Source organism: Flavobacterium sp. TN-1 (assembly GCF_052828645.1).
On record NZ_CM128253.1, the window covers coordinates 1,407,678 to 1,433,153 of the forward strand.

Consider the following 25,476-nt stretch of genomic DNA (forward strand, 5'->3'; position numbering starts at 1 on the left):
TTGTATCATAAAATAAATATAGAACTTATGAAATATATGAAATACACCCAATACGCCTATTTAGTAGCAGCAGCTTTCTTATTATATGATGCTTTTACAAAAATAAATTCAGGTAATGATATGTCTTATCTAACCCTTTTTTTAGGACTAGGTGCCATTGCAATGTTTTTCTTTAGAAGAAATTTTGCTAAGAAATTTGAGAATAGAGATAATAACTAGAAAAAAATAAACTTTAACCTAAAATAAAAGCGAACTTATTTTATTATTTCATAGATAGTTGTATTTTCGCCAACTGAATTAAAAAATTAAGATATAAAATGGCAGTTTTATCAAAAATTAGACAGCGTTCTCTATTGGTAGCCGGTATTGTAGGTTTGTCATTATTTGCATTCGTAATAGGTGCCTTAATTGAAAATGGGACTTCTATGTTCAATTCAAGAAATGCAGGTACTATTAATGGTGTAGATATTACTTTTGAGGATTTTAGAAATAAAGTTGATGCTTTACAAAAAAGTCAGCAAGGAGTTTCTTTTACACAAGCGGGTAATAGTATTTGGGAACAAGAAATTAGAAGAGTTTTATTAGAAGATCAGTTTGAAAAAACAGGTTTAAGAATTGGTGACGATCAATTAATTAATGTAATTAAAGAAGATCCTCAATTTTCACAAAACCCACAGTTTTTGAATGCAGCTGGTAAATTTGATAAAGCAAAATTTAATGAGTTCTTAAACTCCATGAAAAAACAACCTGAATCATGGAATCAGTGGTTGAATTATGAAAAATCAGTAGCTCAATTTGCAAAAGAGCAAATGTATAATTCAATGATCAAAGGAGCTTATTATACTACACAAGCAGAAGGTAAATTTAATTATGAATTAGAAAATAATAAAGTTACTTTTGATTTAGTTTCTGTTCCTTATTCAACAATAGAAGATAAGAAAGTTGAATTGACGGATGATGAAATTGTTTCTTATATGAAGAAAAACGAGAAAAAGTACCAAGCAGAACCTTCTCGTGAATTAGAATATGTTGTAATAGAAGATAAACCATCAGTAGCTGATGAAAAAGCAGTTAAAGACAAGGTAAACGCTTTAATGAACGCATCTGTTGTATATAACGCGAAGACTGGTAAAAATGACACACTAGCTGGATTCCGTAATACATCAAACGTAATTGAGTTTGTAAATGCCAATTCAGATATTAAATATGACTCTACTTACATTGCTAAAAAAGATTTACCAGTAGATCATGCAGAAGCCCTATTTAATATAGCTTCTGGTGCAACTTACGGACCTTATATTTTTGGTCAGTATTATTGTATTTCTAAGTCAATGGGTAAGAAAGCAGGAATTAATGCCAAGGCTAGTCATATATTATTATCATTTAAAGGATCAGCTGGTCCTCAAGCAAATAGAACAAAAGAAGAAGCAAAAGCAAAGGCAACAGCTTTATTAGCACAAGTACAAGCTAATCCAAGTTCTTTTCCTATGTTAGCAATGACTAATTCAGATGATAACTCTAAACAACAAGGAGGAGACTTAGGGTATTTCTCTAAGGGACAAATGACTAAAAACTTTGAAAATTTTGTGTTTGGAAATCCTGTAGGCAAAATAGGGTTAGTAGAAACTGAATTTGGATACCACATAATTCAAGTAACAGATAAACAAGATGGAATCCGTTTAGCAACCATAGCTCAAAAAATTCTGCCTTCTGAAGCTACAAGTGATGAAGCGTTTACAAAAGCATCTAAATTTGAAATATTAGCAAATGAAAAAGGATTTGATACAGCAGTAAAAGCAGAAAAATTAACAGTAGCACCAGCAGCAAGAGTATTTGCTTTGGATGAAAACATTCCAGGAGTAGGACCACAGAGAGAGATTGTACGTTGGGCATTTACAGCAGATAAAGATGATGTTAAACGTTTTCAAACACCAAATGCACATGTTATTGCAAAAATAAAATCAATTAATGACTCAGGGTTAATGTCTATTGAAGAAGCAAAAAATGCTTTTGGATATAAATTAAGAAATGAGAAAAAAGCCAAATTAATTGAAGAAAAAATGAAAGGTGCTACTTTAGAAGCTGTCGCTAAAGCAACAGGCTCGCCAGTAAAAGAAGCAAAAGACGTATCAGCAGCAGGATCTTTTATTGAATCAGTAGGACCTGAACCTAAAGTAGTAGGAGCAGCATTTTCATTAAAAACAGGTGTAGTATCGCCATTGATTACAGGTAATTCAGGTGTTTTTAAAATAAAAGTAAAAGCAGCTAAAAAGGCAGCACCATCTAAAGATTTTAAAGAAGTTATAGCACGTTTAGGAAGTCAATCTAAAGGGGCTTCAGCAAGTAGATTAATTTACTTGTTAAAACGTGATGCTAAAATTGAAGATAATAGAGCACAATTTAACTAATAGTCTTAAAACTATTACACATAAAAGAGGTTACCTTTAGGTAACCTCTTTTGTATTATTACAAATCATAAAATTATACTACTATACTGATTTTTATGCCCTCGATTTTAGAAATTGAAATAACAATTAGACTTTGTGATAAAAATGAATATAAAACGCTTGAAAATCGGATAGAAAATTACTTTAATACAGCTTAATACCCAGAAAATTAAGCTGTGCCATAATTATAGCTTATGAATTTTATACAAATGTTTTTTAAAGTGTTTTTAAAGTTTAAATAGTATAAGTTCTGATTTTAAGAAAATTTATTATAAGATATGCTAAAAAACATCTAAAACGATAAAAAAATAAACTCCATTGTCATAAAAGCTCATTGATTACTTTTTATTTTTATATAATTTTTTTAAATTATAAATTGTTATATATCGGCTGAATGAATTTATAAAAAACACATTTGTAAATAAAAAAATAATAATTAAATTGCATTTAATAAAAAAAACAATAATATGATAGTTTAGTGTAATTATTATAAATTTGTTAGTAAAATAAATAAGTAAATGTTATTACACTCTGTTTTTATATTTTTAAACTTATGAACATCAGTCGGTCTGTACACGTAGTACAAAAAGGAGATACGCTAAACTCCCTAGCTGAAAAATTTGCTACAAAAGACGAAGCCCATCTTCGAGCATTTCACAACCTATATTGCCCTTTAGAAGACTTATTAGAGACAGAAGTAGCAGCCGGAAAATGGAGTAAAACCTACGACAAAGTAAAAATTTTAGACAAAAAATGCGTTACCGAAATATCCGAATTAAAGTGCAGTACAGGAGGTAAAATAACGATTTTAAAACACGGACAACAAAGTCAAAGCAGTAAAAGCCAAGTAAAAAAAGCCAATCCACGAGAACAACATTTATACAACCCCATTATGAATTTTGAAGAATTTCAAGAAGAAATCAGCAGTAAAAACAACGAAGCTTGGTAATAAAAACACAGATTTATAATGAAAAAAGGCATATCCGCAATATCAGGAGTAACCTCGCCGACAGTAGGCGAAAAATACACCTATCACATATCCGAATGGTACCCTAATACCCCGATATCCGAAAGAGAACAAGCAAAGGTTACCTGGGAGCTATTCAAAAAAAGAAGCGATGGTAGATTTACCACCACCCATATTAAGAAAAAAGGAGACAGCAGTTTTACCTTTGGCGAATCCTCAGTAGGAGAGACCTACCGATTAGAAGGGTATTTATACCAACCCGAAGGAGGCGGATTAATCATAACCCCCAAAGCCAGCAAAATCCCGAAAATCTGCAAAGTAGACCTAAACTACGTAGACGATAGCAAAGGCAGCGTTTTTAGTTTTACAGAAAAACTACGAGCCAAAGCCCATTGCATAAATATGTTTAACAAAGAAGTCCTATTTACCTTATGGGAAGACGATGCAAAAGGCAGCGGACACAATACAACCAACCAACTCATTGATACCAAAAAAGCAAAAGTAGACCTATACGGAGATGCAGAAGTAGACTTTATGCTAACCAAAGCATTAATGAAAAAAGCCATGGAAGGCGAGACAGACATACGAGAACTAGAATTTTATGTAACAGTAGAATATTACAAAACCAAAAAACACACAACCTCAAACGTAGAAGTAAAAAATCCATCACCCACAGAAAATAAAAAACCATCACAACCCACGGCAATTAAAAAAGCCAAAGGTTCTCCGGCAGAGCACAAACCAAGGAGTAAAAAAGAAGAGAAAGGAGTATTTAGAAGCATTTCAGAAACCATAGACGAAATATGGGATTGGGCAGAAACCCAAGGAATCGCTCAAAGAGACAAACCCCACACCATTGAAATCCCCGAAGGAAAAAGCCCCGCTGTTATAGGAAAAACGAAGGTGGAGAAGGCTTCAGTAGAAACTATTATTGATGTTTACTTTGCCAAAGAAGAATTTACAAAAGAAACAACTGAAAAAACAGGAACCCATCAATATAAATTTCAAAACGAGAACAAAAATATTGATAAAGATAAAATTGCTACAATCATCAAGAAAAAAGTAGATGAAGCAATAAGAAAAGATAAAAAATATTCAAAACTAGACGATATAAAAGCTGCTTTAACTAAAACTACTTATGCTAAAAATGAAGTAATATCTTTTGACGTATATAAGCTAGGTTCTAATTTGGTTAAAATAAACAATGCTCCACTTGAAGAAGAAATATATATAGTAGCAAAAACCGTATTGCTAGAAGGAAAAGAAGTAAACATTAAAATAAAAGAAAAAGAAGAAATTTTAATAGCTAAAGCTGCGGATTTACCCATTCAAGAAGCTAAAAAAGATGGTGCCGAATTAACCACATTAAAAGCTACAGTAGAAAAAGGAGAAGCTAAAATAAAAATCAAACTCCGCCCAAAATCTGACGGAGATTTAAAAAAATGGAAAGAAAAACTGGCTGGAATAAAAGATGGACAACATACTTATACTTTTGGAGGTAAAAATGACACTAGTACCGATGCCAAGAAAAAAACGGTTGCAGGAATAATTATTAAAAAAATAAAAGACGAATTAGCTAAAAATAAAAAATTTGCAAAATCTGAGGATATTGTAAAAACAATGGCAAATGCCTCGTATGACAAAGGCGAAAAAATCACTTTCGACACCTACAAAGTACCTACCGAATACTTGTGGCTACAAGCAGAATGTCAAGGTGATGTAAAAAAACACGAAGGCGAATTTTTGAAGAAAGATGGGGAGTATTTTGAAATAGGTAAAAAATGTGAGTGTGAAGCTAGAATAAGAGCATTTATGAGAATGTTAAGGGTTGGTGAAGGGACAGGAGAGCTTATAAAGTCTTATGATAAGAAAACAAAGCAAACGGTATATGTTAAAAATGATTTTGAAAAAAGTTATACAACTGCTTATGGTGGAAATAAAATTAATGACTTATCTACTCATCCTCAATTGATTTATGAAGACGAATCAAGTGCTGCTGGTGCATACCAAGTGATGAGATATGTTTGGTGGGAATTGTCTGGATTTGAAGTAAAAAACAAAAGTAAAACTGGTGTATATAATTCTAAAAATGATTTATTGAAAAAATACAATATAAATGATTTTAGCGAAGAATCACAGGATAAAATCTGTCTTGTTTTAATGAATAAACAAAGACCAAATTTGATAAGAAAAATTATAAATAATGACATTAAGAATTCAATAAATAAAGAAGCTTGCTTTATTTGGGCAAGTTTACCTGAGGACGAAACAAACAGTCATTACAAATTAAATGGCAAATTGCAACCAGCAACCCCTCTTAAAGATTGTATTGAACATTATGAAGAATTTTTTAAAGAAGAAATTTCTCAAAAAAGCCCATTACATTTAAAAGAAGGATTTTTAAAAGAATTAGGAATTACATGCTGTAATAATGGAGAAAAATCAAAATGGACTAATCCTTTGAAAAATTCTCAACGTACTTATTATAATTCCTCAGGAGTTCATAAAGAACAAAATGGAGCTTTTGGTCCTGTTAGATTAAAACCAGATGGCACCAAGAAAAACCATCAAGGGTTGGATTTATTTGCTGAGGTAGGTACTTCTTGTTTTGCATGTTTAGATGGTGAAATTGTAAGCTATAAAAATGAGGGAGATGATGGCTATGGTAATGTATTAGTTTTAAAAGTTAAGGGAGAGGATTTAAGAAATTCTAAAAACAGCTATGAATTAGAGTTTGCTGATGAAGTAATAAGTGGTTCAGGATTTGATTTAGATTCAGAATATATTTATTTAAGATATGCTCATCTAGAGTCTGCATTAATTACCTCTGGAGAAGTGAAATCTGGAGAAGAAATTTGTAAAACTGGTGATACAGGAAATGCGAAAAATGCTGTTAATCCACACTTACATTTTGAAGTAGCAATGAAATCATCTGGGAATGGTAGTGGTTTATCTAATAGACACAATCCAGCTTTTTTTGTGAATTTAGAGAGTATTGATGAACCAAAACAAACCAAAACAAAAAACAAATAATTATGAAAAATCTGATTAGATTACTAACTTTTTTATTATTGCTTGGTTGCAAGGAAAATAGTAATAAAAATAATAACATATCAAATAAAGAAGACTTAGAATTATCCGAAATTAATGAAAGTAAAAAGTTAAAATCTGAAACTATTTTTAATGTTTTTAAAGAAAATAATAGTTCATATTATTACAATAACTATATTATTATTGAAGATAAATCAAGTACGAATACTTATATTTTAAAAAAAGATAATATATCATTAGGAAAAATAGAATTAAATAAAAGTTATGATGGCCCAGGATTTTCATTTTTTATAAATGAATTATCATCTACACTTAGCAACATTATAGTAGAAGCGACCGCTGACATTGGTACTTCATGGTATTTTAGTGTAATAATTAACAATAATAAAATAAGTAATACTTTTTATATTGAAGAACCTAGGGCTGATTCTGAGACGACAAGTATCAATGACTTTTTAAAAGTTAGTGTTGATAAAGACATGTTAGAGTACAAATTTGTCAAATCAAAAATTGCTCGTTATTCTAAAATACCTGAAAATTTTAATTCTGATAATAGTTATTTATATCTTTCAAGAAAAATCAATGAAGATAAAAATAAAATAAAAGATAATTTCAGTTTAAATGGAGTTTGGAAATCAGATTGTCTAAACGGTAATGCCAAAATTGAGTTTAACAAAGAATATGTTAATTTAGAATTAATCTACAACCAAATATATATTAACTTAGAGAAAATTGATGAATCTAATAATACAATATCATATAAATTGAAAGAAATTCCTAAAGATAAAGGTTCATTAGGTGCAAAATTAGATTGGGAAAATTTCATGAACGAATCAATGGTTCTTGAAATTAAAAAGAGAGATGATAGTAAGATTAATTTTAAATGGCTCGGTTTTTATAATAATAAAACTAAAAAAAGAGAGTTTTTAGAAAATGATTTTTTAAGTGAATTAAATAAAGAAATTGAAATTACACTTGAAAAATGTGAATAATTTAATTGATGATGAAACTGTAATTCCTAAAAAAAGTGGACAAATTACTTCTTTATTACAATTGCTGTAATACTCTTATTTGTATTTTCGATTTTTATTAACAAATATTATATTTTTAAATGATATCCTTCCTCTATTATTTAAAGGAACAAATAAAACAGAATACCTATGGCTACAAGCAGAATGCCAAGGTAGTATCAAAAAACACGAAGGCGAATTTTTGAAGAAAGATGGAGCTTATTTTGAGATAGGGAAAAAATGTGAGTGTGAAGCTAAGATTAGAGCTTTTTTAAGAATGTTAAGAGTTGGTGAAGGAACAGGTGAATTGGTTAAATCTTATGATAAAAAATTAAAACAAACAGTATACATTGATAATGACTTTCAAAAAGGTTACACAACCGCATTCGGTGGAAACCACATCGATGATTTAAGTGACCATCCAAGGATAAATTATGGAGGATCTACAGCATCAGGTGCCTATCAAGTAATGGGATATACTTGGGATGATACAAATTTTTCTAAAAAAAGGAAAGACTATGGTATAAATTCATTTAGTGAAGAAAATCAAGATAAGTTTGCAATTCTTTTATTAAAAGAACATCCAGGTTGTTCACAATTAATCGATTTGATAATAAGTGATCAAACAGAAAAAGCAATAAGAAATTGTGCAAGCAGAATCTGGGCAAGTTTACCCGAAAAAGGTGATAACAGTCGATATTTATTTAAAGGAAAGCCTCAACCTGTTACGCCAATGAAAACAATATTAGAACATTACGAAACATTTCTAAAAGACGAATTAAAGGATATAAGTAAATTACATCTTAAAAAAGGATTTTTAAAAGAGTTTGGATACAATTGTTGTCAAAATGGATCTACCATTGTTAAAGTTGGTTATGATATAGATAAAGCTGTCGATTATATCAATTCAAATGCTGAACCTAAATCTTTGAGCAAATGCGCATTATATGTAAGAAAAGCTATAAATGCTGGTGGTATCAAAAATCTCTCTGGACACGCATATGAATATTATGACACTGATAAACTTGTTGGATTAGGATTCAAAAAAATAGGTACAGATATAGATGCAATACAATTAAAAAAGGGAGATATAGTGGCATTTGGAGCTGTAGAAGGGCATTCTTATGGACATATTGCAATGTATAATGGAGCTGAATGGGTTTCAGATTTTAAGCAAAAAAGCTTTTGGGTTGCAAATCAATACTCAATAGAAAAAAAATACTCAATTTACAGATGGGAATGATTGTAAAATTTTAATATTATGTTAATTAATTATATATGAAAAAAATATTCCAAATAGTTATTTTAAGTCTTTTCTTTCTTTCATGTAAAGAAAATTCAAATTCGGAAAATTCAAATAATAAAATTCCTAAAGATTCTTTAGTTGTTGAAAATGATTCTGTTCAAGGTATATTAATGTTAAATGAATTTTATTCAAAATTTTATTTTGACGACAATATTAAGATTGATAATGAGAAATTGAACTCTTATCTTTCTGAAAGAATTAAGTTTAAAATTGATAGCCTAAGAAATGAAGAAAATTTTGTTTTAGATTATGATCCTTTTATAAAAGCACAAGACTATAATGGTGAATCAATCAAAAATACTTTAAAAATAATTTCTTTAAATAATGAAAATGAATTTAGAGTAAGTTTTATATTATTCGGGAATAAAAATGAACAAAGGGTAAACATCGATTATTTATTAGAAAAAGACAACAATGGAAAAATTTTAATCAACAGTATTTTAAATGATAAATATTTAAATTTAACTACTTCAAGTTCAGAAAAAACTCTCACAAATTCAGACAGCACTAGCGATTTAAAATTAATCAACTGGATTGGAAATTATAATGGGACATTTTTAAGACTAAAAGATGAATCATCTGACCCTAGAGGTTGGGCTAATTTCAATATAAAAATCAATAAAAAATTTCAAAATTTTCATCTATTTAGTTATGTAGAAGAAAAAGATTCAAAGCTAAAGTTAATAAGTGTAAACAATCACGAATTAATTTTCAGAATGGAAGATAATAGTTTCATTAAAATCAAGAAAGATGAAAAAAGCGAATATAATCTTGAAAGCTCGTACATTGATAGCTTAACAGGTAAAAAGAATATTCTTTTATTAGAAAAAAATAAAGAGTAACTAGCATAAAAAAAATGCCAAGGCAGATGACATGCTGAAAGCATTAGTAAATGCCTCGTATAACAAAGGCGAAAAAATTACTTTCGATACCTACAAAGTACCCACCGAATACCTGTGGCTACAAGCAGAATGCCAAGGTGATGTAAAAAAACACGAAGGCGAATTTTTGAAAAAAGATGGGGAGTATTTTGAAATAGGTAAAAAATGTGAGTGTGAAGCGAGAATAAGAGCATTTATGAGGATGCTGAGAGTTGGTGAAGGAACAGAGGGAGAAAAAGGTTATACAACGCAATACAGTGGAAGTCAATTCTCTGATATGAATGACCATCCACATGAGGTAATTAAATCGGGAAATTATTCTTCTTCCGCAGCAGGAGCTTATCAAATAATGGCTGACACTTATGATGGACTAGCCACTTATAGAACCAAATATAATATTCCAAATTTCAATCAAGAATCTCAAGATAAATTATGTTTGGTAATTTTAAAACATAGCTATACTGAAAAAAGACCTCATGAATTCTTTTATACTAAAAGTGGTGAAAAGAGACCAAATAGAGAAAAATTCAGTAATGCTTTTGGGGATATAATTCAAATGATTATTAATAATAATTTTGACAAAGCATTATTGACTTCAAGTATGTGTTGGGCAAGTTTACCAGACGCCCCATATGGTCAACCAACAAAAACAAAAGAAGATTGCAAAGGCTATTATGATAAATTCCTTAAAGAAGAATTAGAAGATAAAAGTGATTTGCACTTAAAAAAGGGTTTTTTAAAAGGATTTGGTTATAGTTGTGGCTGTAAAAAAAATGATGTTGAATGGCAAAATCCTTTAAAAAATTGTCAAATAACAATATATACTTTTGGTGGAAGTAAAAGACCTTGGCGTTCTGCTTTTGGCAGAGTCAGAACCGATATGACAGGTAATGATAATGGAGCCAGACCTCATCATGGATTAGATTTATTTGCAAAAATAGGAACTGATGTTTATGCCTGTTTACCAGGTAAAGTTGTATCACTGACTCCTGGAACTGGTTATGGGAATGGATTAGTTTTTAAAGTAGATTCTAATTATCTAAATAATTTTAAAGAACAAAGAAGAAATTATTCGCCTTATTATATTAAATCTCAGAGATCATATGATTCTCAAAAATATGACATTAATGGATATGGTGATTTTGACGAGTATGAAGGTATTTCTGAAAGTACAGACGTTTACCTAATGTATGCTCATTTAAGTGAAGTTCTAGTTGTGTTAAACGAAGAAATAACAGAGTCCAATTTGGATAAAGTAATAGGAAAAACAGGAACTAGTGGTGCAACAAATACGAAAGGACCTCATTTGCATTTTGAAATTAGAAGTAAGCAAAATCCAAGTGGGTATTCAGATAGATATAATCCAGCGTACTATATAAATTATAAAAATGAAGAAGAATTAAGTGATTCAGAAAGACAAATTCAAGATAACGCCGCAGGCAACTAAAAAAATATTAAGATGAAACAAATAATTAAATTAATAATAATCGCACTTATTTTAATTTCATGCAAAGAGAATAATGCTAATTCAAAACTTAGTAAATCCAAAAGTGAAGCTAATATCATTAATGATACTTTGACTAATGGAAGTTACATTCAACTCACTATAAATTGTGAAGGAAAGCAATTTTTTCCCACAAAATGTATTAATAAAGAAAAGAATTTAGAGTATAAATTTAATGCGATTGATAACAAAACATTAATTGAATTTAAATATGACAATAATAATTACGTTCACACAATTAATGAGAAAATCCTTGATTTAGGTGTGGATAGTTTTTTATTTGAAAATAATGAAAAAATGATTCTGATTTTTGATTCGTTTTTAGAATATGGTCATATTTTTAATATCTACAAATTAACTCCTAATAAAATAGAATATCTTTCGAGTCAATATTTTGACTTAAATATTGATTCTAATGAAAAGGAAATAAAATATATTTTTGATATCAATGAGAACAATAACGAATTAATAATAAAATTAGGTTCAAAATATAAAGATATAATAGTGAATACATCAAAATCTATTTTATTAGAAAAAAACAACAATAACAAATTAAAAGTTTTTTCAAATAGTAAATTTGAAGGTCTTTGGAAAATTGACTGTAGCAAACAAAATTCTGGAATTGAAATTTATGGAAGTGATGACAATCTTGGAGCTATAATTGATGTTGCCCCTCCAGCTATTTTTATATCAGCAAAATTGACTAAAAGCGATTCTGAAAATATATACTTTCTTAGATTTGATGAACAAGATATGGAGTCGCCTTTAGCAAAAGAAAATAAATTAGATTCAAATATTTCTAAAGATAAAAACATAGCAAAAATTGAATTAAAAAATAATAAGATATATTTTTGGTGGTTTGGATTTTATAATAATAAATCAAAAGAATGGATTATGAAAAAATCTCAATTTAATACTAAAGGAATAGATGAAGAATATATAGTTTTAAATAAATGCACATATTAATATTTACACATCTACTATTTAAACTAGGAGCTTTTAAATATTTTCTATTAAAGCTTACCCAAGGATATTGTAAAAGCATTGGCAAACACCTCGTATGACAAAGGCGAAAAAATATTGTTTCTTCAAGAGTTAATCCTGAAAATTATATGAAAACAAAATTTGACAGTAATGGAGATAAAATTTAGAATTATGAAACAAATAATACCATTTAAACTTTTGAAATTTCCTCATAATACTATTTTTTTAACCTTGAGACTGTCCAAAAAGTTCGCAATCTTTCGAGTAAAGAGAGAATCGCATGATGTTGATTTAGGCACTATCCTACAAAGCAATAAAAAATAGTATTGATTCTCGATGCGCTTCGCGCTCGAACTAACGATGATTTCAATTATATACTCAACCGTTTGTTAAAGTTGTTTTAAAATAAAAAAAAACAGATCGAGAATTTTACTTTTTAATCCACTATATTTTAAGTTTAAATGGTATAATTCCTGAGAACATATTTCTGTTACCAATTCCTCCATATTGTTCAGAACTCAATCCTGCTGAAAAATCTGGCAATGGATAAAAGATAAAATTTCAATGAAAATTTATAATACTCTAGCCGACTTAAAGCAAAAAATGGAAGAATTGATTAAAATAGCTGAGAATTAATTAAATCAATAATAGGCTAAAAGCTTTTTATAGTATTTTTAAAATTTAAATATTCTAATAGATAACTTAAAGAATATGTGAAAAACCTCTAAGAACTTTTTATTTTTTAAGAAGAAAAGTTCTTAGAGGTGCTTAAATTGAATTATAACTTATTGTTTTTTACCTTAAAATAGAATAAGATATATTAATTGTTAAAAATAATTAATTATAATTTTGTGAATGTAATTGAACCTTCTTCACCTTTCAATACAACAGAAGATAAATCTTTTGCTATATCTAATCTAGCAGCTCCATAACCACTTTGATTAGTTGCTGGTATCAATATATCGTTGAATTTTTTAATAAACGGAGTTTTTTCAGCAGTATTCATAAATTTTTCAGCTTTAGATAAAAAATAGATGTCAAATTTTGGATCAACTGGTACAAACATTGCTTCAGCATTTTTAAGAATGAAATAATCTTTACTATCTTCAGCAGAAGCTATGCTTATTTTTTTAGGGTTTCCAGGAAGTATCTGTATTCTTAATTTTAGATCTCCTTCTTGATTATAAAAGACCTTGCCAAATAGAGGATCATTCACTCTTTGTGAATTTACTTTTACCGATTGAACTGATTTCGGTTCGTTTACTTCATCTTTTGAACATGAAAATAATGAAGAAACTACTACTAAAGTTAAAAAAAATTTTTTCATTTTTTTGAAATTAAATTAATAATAAGTAATTTTAAAGGAAGCTTATTTCTATAAAGGGTGTTTCTAAAAAATATATTTATAAAAAAAGAAATAACCTATTGCTTTATTTTTTATAAAATTTAAAAAGATAATTTTGGAGGTCATCATCATGATTTTACTACATTTCCTAGTTCCTCCCGTTTTTAAGTTTTAAATAACTTCCTTGTTATCTGTTTTACAAATATATATAGTTATTGTTTTAATAAAATGTTAAAAAGAAAAAAATCATATAACTCTGTTTATTTGTAACTTCAAATGTTTATTTTTTAAAATTATATTAGTTTTTTAACATTATTGTTTTTTGTATTCTTTAAGCTTTATTAAAAATATAAATCCTTATAAAAAAGTAAGTTAAAAACTGAATTTTATTATTAGGGTCGGTTTTTTTTAAGTTGTTATATTTCAGTGTCTTATGTTTAATGGTGTAATTAACGCAATTTGTAATTTTAACTCTTTTTTATGAAATATGAAAATATCCTAGCTCGCGAAAAGAAAACAAAAAGAGTGGTTTGAGTAAAAAATAATGTCTTTTGTTCTCTAATAATTTTGTATTAGCTCTTATTTAGCACTTTTATTAATACTCTTCTTTATTTATATTTTAGGTTATTTATTAAAATATCTAGATATAGAAACGATATTATATAATACATTTTGAAATTATTATAAAATGATTTCTAATGGATTTACTTATATAACCTAAGTTTTTTTGTTATATAAGGATTTATATTTTTAAATATTGTAAAAGTGTTTAATGTCGAAGTTAACGGAAGAATTATGTAAAAAGATGGTTTTATGAATTGTGCTAAAAAGAATAAAAACAAAAAGATATGCCATTTAAACTTAAAATATAGTGGATTAAAAAGTAAAATTCTCGATCTGTTTTTTTATTTTAAAGCAATTCGAACGTAAGAAGGAGTCTCATAATCAATATTATGTGATTTCTCCCTTTGGTCGAAATGATAAGATTGCGAACTTTTTGGGCAATCTCTAGGTTAGAAAAATAGTATTATGAGAAAATTTCAAAGTTTTAATGGTATTATTATAGGATTGTGTTTTAAAAACGTTTTAAAGTATATTTTTGATTTTTTCACATAAAGAAAGAGGCCGCTTAAGCGACCTCTTTCTTTATGTGAAAAAATCTTGTTATGATTTTACAACTAATTTTGTTTTTTTTGTAGGAGATGTTTTGGTAAATGATGGACTTTTAATTTCGCTTAAAACGTTGACAGCCTCATCTATATAAGCATCTCTTGAAATGGCTTCAAACCAATCTTTTCGTTTCTGAGCAAAATTAGGATCTTTTTTCATTAATTCATTTTCATCACCTAAATGATTTATACTTAAGGTGTTTTTGTATTTTGTGATTTCTTTGAATTTTTTTGTTGCTTCTTCTATGTTTTTTTGTTCTGTAATAAATTTATCCATTTTAAGGCTAACTGTGCTTTCGTCTTTTCGTTCATTGATCCATTTTGCATTTTGATCTATTAGCTTAAATTGGGGGTTTTCTACTACTCTTTTTTGACTATTAGCTATTACAGAGCTAAAATTACTTATACTGTTTGTTACTTGGTAATTAGCTGGGTCAATTTTATCCCATTGTAATGCTTTTTTCTCATCTCTTTCTCCTATTTTAATGTAAGTATAGCGATCAGGAAATACAACATCACTTGTAACGCCTTCTAACTGGGTAGAACCGCCATTTACTCGATAGAATTTTTGAGTAGTAGTTTTGAGTGCTCCCATATTAAAATTGAAGTTAAACTTTGTTTTTAATTGATTTAGATCAAAAACATTTTGAACAGTTCCTTTACCAAAAGATTGTTTGCTACCTAGAATTACACCTCTTTTGTAATCTTGTATTGCTGCTGCAAATATTTCTGAAGCAGAAGCTGAAAAATTGTTTTGAAGAACTACTAATGGACCATTCCATTGAACTTTGTTGTTGTGATCAGATAAAACATCTTTTTTATGTCCAGATGATTTAACTTGTACTACAGGACCTTGATCAATAAATAATCCTGTTATATCTACAACTGTTTTTAGAGAACCTCCTCCATTATCTCGTAAATCCATAACAATACCTTCGACACCTGCTTTTTTGAGTTTTAAAACCTCTGTTTCCACATCTTTAGCAGCATCACGATTATCATCATTTTCAAAATCAATGTAGAATTTAGGTAAGTGAATTAAACCGAATTTTCTTCCGTTTTTTTCGATGATACTCGATTTAGCGTATGTTTCTTCTATTTCAACTACATCACGTATTAGACGTATTACTTTTATCGTGCCGTCTGTCTTTTTTACGGTCAAACGCACTTCTGTTCCTTTTGGACCTTTTATTTTTTTTACTACATCATCAAGACGCATTCCAACTACGTCTACGGGTTCACCGTTACCTTGTGCTACTTTTAACACGATGTCACCAGGTTCTAATTCTTTGTTTTTCCATGCAGGTCCTCCCGATATTAATTCTGAAATTTCAGTATTATCGTTCTTTTTTTGTAAACGAGCACCAATGCCTTCTAACTTACCGCTCATACTTATGTCAAATTTTTCTTTTTCATCTGGAGCAAAGTAAAAAGTATGGGGATCAAACTGTGTTACGATTGAATTTAAGTATACTTCAAACCAATCTTCTCGATCTAAGTCACTTATAAAATCAAAATAATCATCTAGGTTTTTTATAGCGGCTTCTCTTGATTCTTTTTCTAATTGTTCAAATGTTTTAACGGAATAATTAGGGTCTTTAGCCTTTTTTTCATCTTCTAATTTTTGTTTGTCAACTATAGAAGCTAGAGTAGAAAGCTTGATTTGTAATCGCCATCTATTTTTTAGCTCATTATAGTTTTTTGAAAATTCAATTTTATCCGAATCAATGTTTATAGATTCATCTATGTTAAAATTGAAGGGTTTATCATTTAATGCTCTGTAAATTACCTTAGCTTCATTCATTCTTTTTTGAAGTCTTTCATACGTAAGATTAAAAAAACTTAGATTTCGAGCGTGTATCATATCATCAATTTCATATTCGAAATTTTTAAACTCACGAATGTCTGATTCAATAAAAAAGCGTTTAGAGGGATCTAGTGCATCAATAAAATTTTCAAATACATTTTTTGAAAAATTGTCATTGATGGTGGCAGGAGTGTAATGGTAGACTTCTAATACGCTAACGATGGCATCTAGTAGAACGCGATCTTTTTCTGGGTCTTCAGTCTTGAATTTTGGTTTAAAACTCCATAATACAGCTGATACTGCTACAGCAAGCAGTAATAATTTGTAATTCTTTTTCATAAATGTCCAGATTGTATCCATATCTAATTACTAAAGTACATAAAAAATTATGCTAATATAAAATTGATCGTATAATTTTTTGTTAAAGCTACAAAATTAGTTGGAACAATTTAAATTCCTTATTTTAGCAAGACTTTTTTATGTTTGAATTAAATGAAAAAACCGCTTATATTAGTAACTAATGATGATGGGATTACAGCTCCTGGCATACGAAATTTAGTAGAAATAGTTAAAGAAATTGGAAATGTAGTCGTAGTAGCTCCTGATAGTCCTCAGAGTGGAATGGGGCACGCAATTACGGTTAATAGTACTTTGCATTTGAATAAGATTTCTGTAGAAGGTGCAGAAGTGTTAGAGTATACAACTTCTGGAACACCTTCAGATTGTGTTAAGATGGCGAAAAATGAAATAATTAATGATACGATTGATTTGTGTGTGTCTGGAATTAATCATGGATCTAATTCTTCTATCAATGTTATTTATTCTGGAACAATGAGTGCGGTAATAGAAGCAGGTATAGAAGGAATTCCCTCGATTGGTTTTTCTTTGTGCGATTTTTCTTGGGATGCTGATTTTAGTGCCGTTAGACCTTACGTACTGAAAATTATTCAACAAGTTTTATATAATGGATTGCCTAAAGGAGTTGTTTTAAATGTTAATTTTCCTAAACTATCAACTCCTGATATAAAAGGAATTAAGATAGGACGCCAAGCGAAAGCTAAATGGGTTGAAAAATTTGATAAAAGACAATCTCCTTTTGGAAAAGATTATTACTGGTTAGCAGGTGAATTTATTTGTGAAGATATAGGAAAGGATACAGATGAATGGGCACTGGCAAATGGATATGTATCTATTGTGCCAATTCAATTTGATTTAACAGCTTATCACGCTATTCAAGAACTCAATAATTGGAAGTGGGATGAGTAAATTTGAATTATTGAAAGGTACTCTAATAGGTTTTTTAGCTACCTTATTGGGAATTGTTTTATTTTTTAAACTTTTTACTAATTATAGTTTTACGGAAGGAATCGCTCAAATGAAATCATTAGGATACCTAGGTAAAATAATTACTCTAGGAGCTATGCTTAATATGGTGGTTTTTTTTGGATTATTAAAATTAAATAAAGAATTAATGGCTAGAGGCGTGGTGTTAGCTACCTTAATTTTAGCCATTATTACACTTTTTATATAGATGAAGTATTATATTATAGCAGGAGAAGCTTCTGGAGATTTACATGGAGCTAATTTGATTAAATCACTTTATAAGGAAGATTTAAACGCTGAAATCCGTTTTTGGGGAGGTGACTTAATGCAAAAGGCTGGAGGAATTTTAGTAAAACATTATCGTGATTTAGCCTTTATGGGCTTTATAGAAGTGGTAATGAATTTGAACACAATACTCAAAAATCTTAAGTTTTGTAAAACAGATATTTCTAATTTTAGACCCGATGTTATCATTTTTATTGATTATCCAGGGTTTAACATGAGAATTGCCAAATGGGCTAAGAATTTAGGTATAACTACTCATTACTATATCTCACCTCAAATTTGGGCTTGGAAAGAAAATAGAATTCATGCCATAAAAAGAGATGTAGATCAAATGTACGTAATATTGCCTTTTGAAAAAGATTTTTACGAAAAAAAGCACAATTATAAAGTCCATTTTGTAGGACATCCTCTTTTAGATGCAATTAAAAATAGATCAGAAACGAATGAACTTTTATTTCGAGAAGAGTTTAAACTATCATCTAAACCAATTATAGCATTATTACCAGGAAGTAGAAAACAAGAAATTGATAAGATGCTTTCCGAGATGTTAAAAGTAGTAAAATATTTTCCAGATTACCAATTCATAATTGCAGGAGCACCCAGTCAAGAGTTTTCATTTTATGAAAAATTTATAGACGGAGAATCTATTCAGTTTATTTCTAATAGAACCTATGATTTGTTAAGTGTTTCACACGCCGCTTTAGTAACCTCAGGAACGGCTACTTTAGAAACAGCTTTGTTTAAAGTGCCAGAAGTGGTTTTGTATAAGGGAAATGCTATTTCTTATCAAATTGCAAAACGTATCATTACGTTAAAATATATATCCTTGGTAAACCTGATTATGGATGCACCTATAGTAACAGAATTAATACAAGAAGAATGTAATTCGGATAGAATTAAGGAAGAATTAGAGAAAATCTTAGATGGTGACGGGCGAAAAAAAATGCTAACATCTTATAAACAATTAGAAACGATTTTAGGAGGTAGTGGAGCTAGTTTAAAAACAGCCCAGTTAATAATACAAAATATTTCAAAGAAATAAGTTTTGTAATTAAATTTTATAAAAAAACCTAAAAATACAATATTGTTGTATCTTAGATAAAAAAACATTGTTTGAAATGAAACTATATCAATTTCCATTAATTAAATCGGTATGTTGGTTTGTTATAGGAATTATATTGTTTCATTTTTTTTCGTTTCATTTTCCTATATTTTTTTGTCTTTGGAGCCTTCTTGTTTTTATCAGTTTTGTTTTTTCTCTTATATCATCTAGAAATTCAATAATACAGTTAGGAGAATCTGCTCTTATTTCGTTAGTTTTTACTATGAGTGGTGTTTTAATTGCAATGCTTCATCAGGATACTTTTAAATCAAATCATTTTACTCATCTTAAAAATTACGATAAAAAAAGTTATATAAAAGCAGAGGTTTATGAGCGTTTAAAAAGTACTCATAATAAAAACCGATACATAATTTCTATACAAACTATAAATCAGAAAAAACACTCAGGAAAAGTAATTTTGAATATAGGGAAAGAGAAACAAAATGACTCTGAATTAGTTATAGGTTCTATCTTATTGATAAAAGGAGTTATACATCCAATTCAGTCAGCAGGCAATTTAGGGCAATTTGATTATGCTTCTTATCTTAAAACAAAAAATATATACGGTCAACTATATATTAAAAATCAAGATTTTAAGAAATTAAAAGAAAATGTAAAATCTATTCGCTATTATACAGCTCGATTTAGAGATAGAATTATAAAAAACTTACGGGATAATGGTTTTCCTGAAAAAGAATTAGCTGTTCTAACTGCTTTAATTATAGGTCAACAACAAGAAGTAGATGACCACTTAATAAAAGTTTACCAATATGCCGGAGTTATACATATACTTTCAATATCAGGTTTGCATGTAGGGATTCTTTATCTCTTATTAGATTTGATCTGTACCTTTTTTCTAAAGGATAGGAAGTATAATTTATTAAAAATGTTTTGTATCTTGTTAGGATTGTGGACATTTGCCTGTATTGCCGGTTTAGTAGCACCTGTCTTACGATCAACAGTTATGTTTAGCATGATAGCAATTGGAGCAAGCTTTAAAAAACAAGTTAATATATATAATACTCTTGCAGCTTCTGTATTACTTATTTTAATTGTACAACCTGCTTTTCTTTTCGATATTGGATTTCAACTTAGTTATTTGGCAGTACTTTCTATTGTAAGCATGCAGCCTATTGTGTTAAGATTATGGAATCCTAAAAATAAGATTGTGTTGTTTTTTTGGAAACTGTTTGTGGTATCTTTTGTGGCACAAATAGGAACTTTGCCATTAAGTTTATATTACTTTCATCAAATACCAGGTTTGTTTTTTATTGCAAATCTTTTAGTAATCCCTTTTTTAGAATACATAATTATGCCTTTAGGGGTCTTGGTTGTGTTATTGGCTTATTTTAATTGCATGTTTGATGGAATTATTTGGAGTATGATTAAAATGATTCAATGGATGAATTTTATAATAAAATGGATTGCTTCTTTTGAAGGATTTGTGTGGAAAGAAATTCCTTTTACTTTGGATTTGATGTTTGTTAGTTATCTTATTATTATATTGTTCTTTATTTGGATACAAAAACCTAGATTTAAGATTATAATGATTTTGTGTGGTTTTTTATTATTGTTTCAAATAATTTTATTATTTAGAAATAGAGAAGCTTATAGTGAAGAAAAATTTGTTGTTTTTCATGTACCTAAGCAAAAAATAATTGGGACTACTAAAAAAGGAACAACAATGATATATACTGATAGTCTAATAAATGAAGGGAGTTATTTAGACCGTGTTTTAATAGATTATCAAGTTCATACATTTAGTAAAATAATAAAGACTAACAAGAAACAAAATGTTTTTTGGATTTCAGGTAAAAAAATATTACTTATTGATTCAGATAATTTTATTCTAGATAATGTAATAGTAGATTTTTTGGTATTATCCAATTCTCCTAAAATAAATTTAGAGCGTATAATAGCTAAATATAAACCTCAAATGGTAATTTCGGATGGGTCTAATTTTAAAACATATATAAAACGTTTTGAGAATACATGTTTGAAAAGAAAAATCCCTTTTCATAATACGTTTGAAAAGGGATTTTATGTGATTGAATAAAAAATTATTTTTTCTGTTTTTTATTAGATATGTAACTCGTTATAATTTTATTTGCACTCTCTATCCATACTACTGGGCCTCCAGCTACATAACCCGTACTACCTAATTGTTGAAAATTTATTTTACCTTCTTTTTCTTGTGCTTGTACAAACCATACAGTTGGGTATCCTTGAACTTGAAAGAGTTGTTGTAATTGTGTGTTTTGAGCTTTTAATTCAGGTGTTTGTTCTGTTCTTCTTGGGAAGTCTAATTCTACTAAAATGACATTTTCTTTTGCCCATTTTTCAAATTCAGGGGTTTTGAAAACTTCTTTTTGCAAACGAATACACCACCCACACCAATCGCTACCTGTAAAAAAGAAAAATAAGGGTTTGTCTTGTTTTTTTGCTAATGCTACTGCTTTTTTTACATCAGTATGCCATTCTAGATTTTTATCCTCTGTTGGTTTTAGGACAAAACTCATGATGAAAAATGATAAAAAGGTAGCAAATATTATTTTTGTAATTTTCATAGTGTTAATTTTTTAAAATTCGTAATAATTCAGTAGGGTCTTTAGGGCCTTCAATTACTTCTTTTACATTTCCTCGAGTATCTAGTATGTAAATAGTAGGATAGCTAGGAACTTTAAGATATTTAGTCAATTCGTGGGTGCTATTACGTCCTTTTCGCTCGGGATCATAATTTGGATTATCAAAAGAATTTCCCATATAGTTTACTCTTGAATTTCCTTCGGCATTAAATTTAACAGGATAATAAATTCGATTAATATGTTCCACTACATCAGCATCTTGAAAAGTACCTTTATCCATCATTTTACATGGGGCATGCCAATCCGTATAAACATTTAAAAGAATAGGTTTAGGCATTCTTTTTTGTTTTGATAAAGCATCGTCAAGAGATAACCAATTGATATCTTGAGCGTATAAACTAAAATTGCCTATGATGAATAATAATATGAGTAAAGTTCTCTTCATGTTTGTTTTTTAGATTCTCGACCACAAAAATAATGCCGAATACGTAAAATTATTTCACATTTTGCATTAATTTTTTAATTAATGGTGAAATGGCTATTAAAATTAAACCTGCTATTAAAGCATATAAAGCTAATGTATAATATCCATCTGTATAAGATTGTAATTTAGAAACTAATGTGCTTCCTGTATTCGATTGCGAAATTTCAGCACCTAGTTTTCCCGCTGCTAACTGCCCAAAAGCACTAGCTAAAAACCATAATCCCATCATCATACCAAATAATCTTTTAGGGGATAATTTTGTAATGATAGACATGCCTATTGGACCTAAACATAGTTCCCCTATAGTTGTAATAAAATAGGCAAAAGTAAATACATTTAATGAAGTAACACCATTAGAGTTTGCAAAAAACTTCGTTGAATAAAAAAGGTAGAAAGAAGCTGAAAGAAATAGAAAACCAATACCAAATTTGATGAGCGTGTTAGGTTCTAATTTTCTTTTGGCCAGTCCTAACCATAAGAGTCCAATAAGTGGACTCAAAAGAATAACAAAAAAAGTGTTTGAACTGTTATTTACCACATTAGGATCTATCGTAAAACCAAGTAGGTTGTTGTTTAAATTATCTTTGGCAAATAAAGATAATGATCCACCGCTTTGTTCATAGATTGCATTGAAAAGAAAATAGAAGAAAATAAATGAAAAAGCAGCTATTAATTTTTTTTGTGAACTGGAATCGCCCAGTTTTATTAATTCATATACAAAATATCCAACGGCAATAATTCCAATAGTGTACATAAAATAATCAGTATAGTCTGTATTAATAACCATACTGTATATAAAAGGGATACTAAGTAGTGAACCTAAATATACGGATATTTCGCGTATTTTCCTTTTGTTATTAGGTAATCCTATTAGTGGAGAATCACCAATAGGACCTAAATGTTTTTTTGTGAATAAAAAGGTAATTAAACCAGCTGTCATTACAATGGCTGCTGCTAAAAAACAAAGTGTCCAAGAATGATATTTACCTAAATAAATACAAAGAGCACCTCCTAGAAGACCGCCAATGTTAATTCCAGCATAGAACATACCATATCCAGCATCTCTTCTAGGATCTTTTTCATCATATAATTCTCCAACCATAGAAGAAATGTTGGGTTTAAAAAAACCAGTTCCTATAATAGAAAAAGTAATGCCATAATAAAACATTTGTTGAGGAGAAAAAGCAATGAGTAAATTTCCTAAAATCATTACAATACCTCCAAAGAAAAGAGATTTTTTGAAGCCCAAAATTTTATCTGCAAAAATTCCTCCAATAAAAGTAAAGGCATAAACAAAGGCTTGAATAGCACCATATTGTAAGTTGGCGGCATGATCTTTAAGTAATAGTTGGTCTACCATAAAAAAAGTAAGTACACCTCTCATACCATAAAAACAAAAACGTTCCCACATTTCTACTGTGAATAAATACCATAACTGTTTTGGGTATTTTCCTTCAAAATTCTGAATTTCTTCTATCGTTGTTGACATAATTATAAGATTGTAATTAGTTCATTCCTTTTTCTTTCATAACAGCATTTAATTTTTTTAGGATGGATAGCCCTAATATAGTTGCAAATAATAATAATAACATATTTACAATAAAGAAATTAGCTTTGTTTTCATAATCATACCACATACTAGCTAACACACCTGAAAGTTTGTTGCCAATAGAAATAGATAAGAAGAATCCTCCCATCATTAGGGCTGTAAGTCTTGGTGGAGCTAATTTAGAAACAATGGATAATCCCATAGGAGATAGACAAAGTTCACCGATGGTAATAACACCATAAGTGCCTACTAGCCATAAAGGAGATACTTTTATAGAACCATTACTTCCAGCATATACAGCAGCTGTCATAACAAGGCAAGAAAGAGCTGAAATAAATAATCCTAATACAATTTTAGAAGGAGTGCTTGGTTCTCTGTTTTTACGACGTAGCATAACAAAAAAACCAACTACTACTGGAGTAAGTAAGATAATCCATCCAGGATTTATGGATTGAAATAATTCAGTGTTAATAAGGGAGATTTTTTGATTAGGATTTTCTTCTAATTTAGCTAGCTTTTCTGGAGCTTCGTTTTGAAAATAAACATCTTTTCCTTCCGTTTTAATAGGTTCTCCATTTTCATCTTTTTCAGCTTGAAATTGATGATCGTATTTTTGAACTTCTTTTGTAGCAAAATCTTTTTGATCTACTAGATAAATAGAAGATAAGACTTTTTCAGTAGAACCTGTAACTTGTCTATCAGTATAATAATTTGCCCAACGTGTTAAGGCTGTTCCATTTTGTTTAAAGACAGCCCAAAATAGCATACCTACGGCAAAAATGGCAAGTAAGGCACCTAAAGGGCGCTTGTCTTCAGAGTTAGCTTTTAGATACAAACTAACATAAAAGATAATAACAGGTATACAAGCAAAAATAAAAGCATCTGTAGAATCTGATTTAAAAATATTACCCGGAATCATCCAGCCTATTGCTCCACATATAATAGCTGGTAAGAATACCTTACTTAAGATACTGCCTAATGATATATCATCTTCTTGAACAGGTTTAGTAATGTTAGCATGCTCTAGGTGTTTTCTCCCTAAAGTAAAAATAATCATACCTAAAAACATTCCTATACCAGCTGTTATAAAAGCAGCACTCCATCCATATTGATTACGCATGAAAGCAGCTATGATGTTACATAAAAAGGCACCTATATTTATTCCCATGTAAAAAATATTATATCCAGCATCTTTGTTAGCTATATATTTTTCATCAGTATATAAGTTTCCAACCAAAGTAGAAATACTTGGTTTAAAGAATCCGTTTCCAATAACAATTAATGCCATTGAAATATAAAAAGTAGTTAGGTTGTGAAAACCCAATCCTATGTATCCTAGTCCCATTAAGGTACCTCCTAGATAAACAGATTTAAAATAACCTAAATAACGATCGGCCATATAGCCTCCTAAAAAAGGAGTTAAATAAGTTAAAGCTATAAAACTACCAAATATGTCATCTGCTTGTTTGTCACTAAAAGCTAATCCTCCTGTAGTCGTTGGATCAATCATGTATAAGACAAAGATGCCAATAATCAGATAATAACCAAAACGTTCCCACATTTCAGTAAAAAACAAAAATAATAATCCTTTAGGGTGTTTATTTTTCATGTGAATTAGTATTTAAAAAGCCCGCAACAATTTTGTTACAGGCTTGAAAGATATAAAATATTTTAATA

At 29.1% G+C, this 25,476-nt stretch carries 19 protein-coding genes; 13 read left to right on the forward strand and 6 right to left on the reverse strand.

What is annotated here, in order from left to right:
• Positions 1–27 precede the first annotated feature (27 nt).
• From ACUXZJ_RS06015 to ACUXZJ_RS06055, 9 genes are all read left to right on the forward strand, one after another.
• A complete protein-coding gene (locus ACUXZJ_RS06015) occupies positions 28–219 on the forward strand; it encodes a hypothetical protein (protein WP_060383389.1) in 192 nt (63 codons plus the stop codon).
• A 98-nt stretch (positions 220–317) separates the two neighbouring features.
• Positions 318–2,408 carry a peptidylprolyl isomerase gene (locus tag ACUXZJ_RS06020; RefSeq protein WP_060383388.1) on the forward strand — a complete coding sequence of 697 codons (2,091 nt, stop codon included), beginning with the start codon at positions 318–320 and terminating at the stop codon, positions 2,406–2,408.
• A gap of 592 nt (positions 2,409–3,000) precedes the next feature.
• Positions 3,001–3,396, forward strand: coding sequence for a PAAR-like protein (locus ACUXZJ_RS06025; RefSeq protein WP_063743635.1), 396 nt, complete (start codon positions 3,001–3,003; stop codon positions 3,394–3,396).
• Positions 3,397–3,414: 18 nt separating this feature from the next.
• Complete coding sequence (locus ACUXZJ_RS06030; protein WP_063743636.1) at positions 3,415–6,447, forward strand: M23 family metallopeptidase; 3,033 nt, start codon at positions 3,415–3,417, stop codon at positions 6,445–6,447.
• A gap of 2 nt (positions 6,448–6,449) precedes the next feature.
• Positions 6,450–7,457 (forward strand): hypothetical protein, encoded by a 1,008-nt coding sequence (locus tag ACUXZJ_RS06035; RefSeq protein WP_145915587.1) that lies wholly within the window; start codon positions 6,450–6,452, stop codon positions 7,455–7,457.
• A 79-nt stretch (positions 7,458–7,536) separates the two neighbouring features.
• Entirely contained in the window at positions 7,537–8,718 is a 1,182-nt protein-coding gene (locus ACUXZJ_RS06040) for a glycoside hydrolase family 24 protein (protein ID WP_081248758.1), read from the forward strand.
• A 35-nt stretch (positions 8,719–8,753) separates the two neighbouring features.
• Positions 8,754–9,623 carry a DUF3828 domain-containing protein gene (locus tag ACUXZJ_RS06045; RefSeq protein ID WP_063743638.1) on the forward strand — a complete coding sequence of 290 codons (870 nt, stop codon included), beginning with the start codon at positions 8,754–8,756 and terminating at the stop codon, positions 9,621–9,623.
• 31 nt (positions 9,624–9,654) lie between these two features.
• Positions 9,655–11,109, forward strand: a complete 1,455-nt coding sequence (locus tag ACUXZJ_RS06050; RefSeq protein WP_063743639.1) for a peptidoglycan DD-metalloendopeptidase family protein — start codon at positions 9,655–9,657, stop codon at positions 11,107–11,109.
• A gap of 12 nt (positions 11,110–11,121) precedes the next feature.
• Positions 11,122–12,132, forward strand: a complete 1,011-nt coding sequence (locus tag ACUXZJ_RS06055) for a hypothetical protein (RefSeq protein WP_063743640.1) — start codon at positions 11,122–11,124, stop codon at positions 12,130–12,132.
• A gap of 859 nt (positions 12,133–12,991) precedes the next feature.
• Here the strand turns inward: ACUXZJ_RS06055 and ACUXZJ_RS06060 are convergent.
• Together ACUXZJ_RS06060 and ACUXZJ_RS06065 are read right to left on the reverse strand one after the other, a co-directional pair.
• Entirely contained in the window at positions 12,992–13,477 is a 486-nt protein-coding gene (locus ACUXZJ_RS06060; protein WP_063743641.1) for a hypothetical protein, read from the reverse strand.
• A gap of 1,182 nt (positions 13,478–14,659) precedes the next feature.
• Entirely contained in the window at positions 14,660–16,831 is a 2,172-nt protein-coding gene (locus ACUXZJ_RS06065) for a carboxy terminal-processing peptidase (protein WP_060383375.1), read from the reverse strand.
• Positions 16,832–16,963: 132 nt separating this feature from the next.
• Between ACUXZJ_RS06065 and surE the strand changes: the two genes are divergently transcribed.
• From surE to ACUXZJ_RS06085, 4 genes are all read left to right on the forward strand, one after another.
• Positions 16,964–17,737 (forward strand): 5'/3'-nucleotidase SurE, encoded by a 774-nt coding sequence (gene surE, locus ACUXZJ_RS06070; RefSeq protein WP_060383374.1) that lies wholly within the window; start codon positions 16,964–16,966, stop codon positions 17,735–17,737.
• A complete protein-coding gene (locus ACUXZJ_RS06075; protein ID WP_060383373.1) occupies positions 17,730–18,002 on the forward strand; it encodes a hypothetical protein in 273 nt (90 codons plus the stop codon). The genes surE and ACUXZJ_RS06075 overlap by 8 nt, the downstream gene beginning before the upstream one ends.
• Positions 18,003–19,121 (forward strand): lipid-A-disaccharide synthase, encoded by a 1,119-nt coding sequence (lpxB, locus tag ACUXZJ_RS06080; protein ID WP_060383372.1) that lies wholly within the window; start codon positions 18,003–18,005, stop codon positions 19,119–19,121.
• Positions 19,122–19,197: 76 nt separating this feature from the next.
• On the forward strand, positions 19,198–21,237 hold the full coding sequence (locus tag ACUXZJ_RS06085; RefSeq protein WP_063743642.1) for a ComEC/Rec2 family competence protein: 2,040 nt from the start codon (positions 19,198–19,200) through the stop codon (positions 21,235–21,237).
• 4 nt (positions 21,238–21,241) lie between these two features.
• On the opposite strand, the gene ACUXZJ_RS06090 is transcribed toward ACUXZJ_RS06085, so the two are convergent.
• The 4 genes from ACUXZJ_RS06090 to ACUXZJ_RS06105 are packed head-to-tail and all read right to left on the reverse strand — an operon-like array spanning position 21,242 to position 25,408.
• Positions 21,242–21,748, reverse strand: coding sequence for a thioredoxin family protein (locus ACUXZJ_RS06090; RefSeq protein WP_063743643.1), 507 nt, complete (start codon positions 21,746–21,748; stop codon positions 21,242–21,244).
• A 4-nt stretch (positions 21,749–21,752) separates the two neighbouring features.
• Complete coding sequence (locus ACUXZJ_RS06095; protein WP_060383369.1) at positions 21,753–22,211, reverse strand: thioredoxin family protein; 459 nt, start codon at positions 22,209–22,211, stop codon at positions 21,753–21,755.
• A gap of 49 nt (positions 22,212–22,260) precedes the next feature.
• On the reverse strand, positions 22,261–23,739 hold the full coding sequence (locus ACUXZJ_RS06100) for a peptide MFS transporter (protein WP_060383368.1): 1,479 nt from the start codon (positions 23,737–23,739) through the stop codon (positions 22,261–22,263).
• A 16-nt stretch (positions 23,740–23,755) separates the two neighbouring features.
• Positions 23,756–25,408, reverse strand: coding sequence for a peptide MFS transporter (locus ACUXZJ_RS06105; RefSeq protein WP_063743644.1), 1,653 nt, complete (start codon positions 25,406–25,408; stop codon positions 23,756–23,758).
• Positions 25,409–25,476: the final 68 nt, after the last annotated feature.